At 61.7% G+C, this 1,490-nt stretch carries 2 protein-coding genes; both read left to right on the forward strand.

All coding sequences use genetic code 11. The annotated features are described in order from the left end of the window. Positions 1–436 (forward strand): bacterioferritin-associated ferredoxin (locus F8N85_RS34150; protein ID WP_191636323.1); only part of this gene is annotated, 436 nt, incomplete at its 5' end. A gap of 10 nt (positions 437–446) precedes the next feature. Then, positions 447–1,208 (forward strand): uroporphyrinogen-III C-methyltransferase, encoded by a 762-nt coding sequence (gene cobA / locus F8N85_RS34155; RefSeq protein ID WP_150804837.1) that lies wholly within the window; start codon positions 447–449, stop codon positions 1,206–1,208. The last annotated feature ends 282 nt before the right edge of the window (positions 1,209–1,490 follow it).

Below are 1,490 nucleotides of genomic sequence, written 5' to 3' on the forward strand. Positions count from 1 at the left end.
CAGGGACATCGATCAACAGCTGGGGCTTAACGAAGGACCAGTACTGGCCTATGACGACCCACGGCGCTCCATTGGCAAGCGAGTGCGGATCGAGAGCGGACGCATCACCGCCATCCGCCTGGCCGGTGAAACCCTCGCCCGGCATTGGCTGCAAAGCCTGTGGCTCGAGGGCACAGCCGACGAACAATTGCGCCGCTGGCTGCTGGCGCCGCTGAGCACCCCGCCGGGTAGCGCGACCAGCGACCCGTCCGCCAATAAGACCTTATGCAACTGCAAAAACGTCAGCCAAAACGCAGTCTGCGCCGGTATCCGCCGCGGCCTGGATCTCAATGGCTTGAAACAAGAACTGGGCTGCGGCACTCAATGCGGCTCCTGCGTACCGGAAATCAAGCGTCTGTTGGCCGCTACTGCCCAACCGATAGCCGTCACTTCGTGAGGAATAGAACATGAGCGCAAAAGTCTGGCTGGTGGGCGCAGGTCCTGGCGATCCCGAATTGCTGACCCTCAAAGCGGTGCGCGCCCTGGGCGAAGCCGATGTGGTGCTGATCGATGATCTGGTCAACGAGGCCGTCCTGGCCCATTGCCCACAGGCACGCATCATTGCCGTCGGCAAACGCGGCGGCTGTCGCTCCACGCCGCAGGAGTTCATTCATCGGCTGATGCTGCGTTATGCCCGCCAAGGCAAGTGCGTGGTGCGACTCAAGGGCGGTGACCCGTGCATTTTCGGACGTGGCGGTGAAGAAGCGCAATGGCTCAGGACCCACGGGATTGCAGTCGAAATGGTCAATGGCATCACCGCCGGCCTGGCCGGAGCGACGCAATGCAATATCCCGCTGACGTTGCGTGGCATCAGCCGTGGCGTAACCCTGGTAACCGCCCACACTCAAGACGACAGTAGCCTGAACTGGCAGGCCCTGGCCCAGGGCGGTACGACGCTGGTGATCTACATGGGCGTGGCCAAGCTCAGCGAAATTCGCGAGCAACTGCTGGCTGGTGGAATGGCGGCGGATACGCCGGTGGCGATGATCGAAAACGCTTCGCTGCCGCATCAACGGGAATGTCGGAGCGATCTGACCGCCATGCAGGAAGATGCCCTCGCCTTCCAGTTGAAAAGCCCGGCTATCCTGGTAATCGGCGCGGTGGCAGCTTGTGAAGACGTCAAAAAATCGCTGCCTGCGGCAGAGTGGTGCGTAGACGTGGCCCTGTAGGAACTGTCGAAAGCTGCGCCCCAACCACTGAAAAGATCGCAGGCTTCGCCAGCGCCTACACGGGATTTGCGGACACCCCGCCTAGCGTAGGAGCTGCCGCAGGCTGCGATCTTTTGATCCTGGCGTCAGCCGCAACACCTCCATCGACCACTGAAAAGATCGCAGGCTTCGCCAGCGCCTACACGGGATTTGCGGCACCCCCGCCACCGTAGGAGCTGCCGCAGGCTGCGATCTTTTGATCCTGGTGTCAGCCGCGACACCTCCATCGACCACTGAAAAGAT

This window comes from Pseudomonas fluorescens, from assembly GCF_902497875.1.
GTDB lineage: Bacteria > Pseudomonadota > Gammaproteobacteria > Pseudomonadales > Pseudomonadaceae > Aquipseudomonas > Aquipseudomonas fluorescens_BR.

What these genes read in the sequence shown, in the direction of transcription:
- cobA (WP_150804837.1), top strand. Translation starts at nt 447, where the DNA reads ATGAGCGCAAAAGTCTGGCTGGTGGGCGCAGGTCCTGGCGATCCCGAA.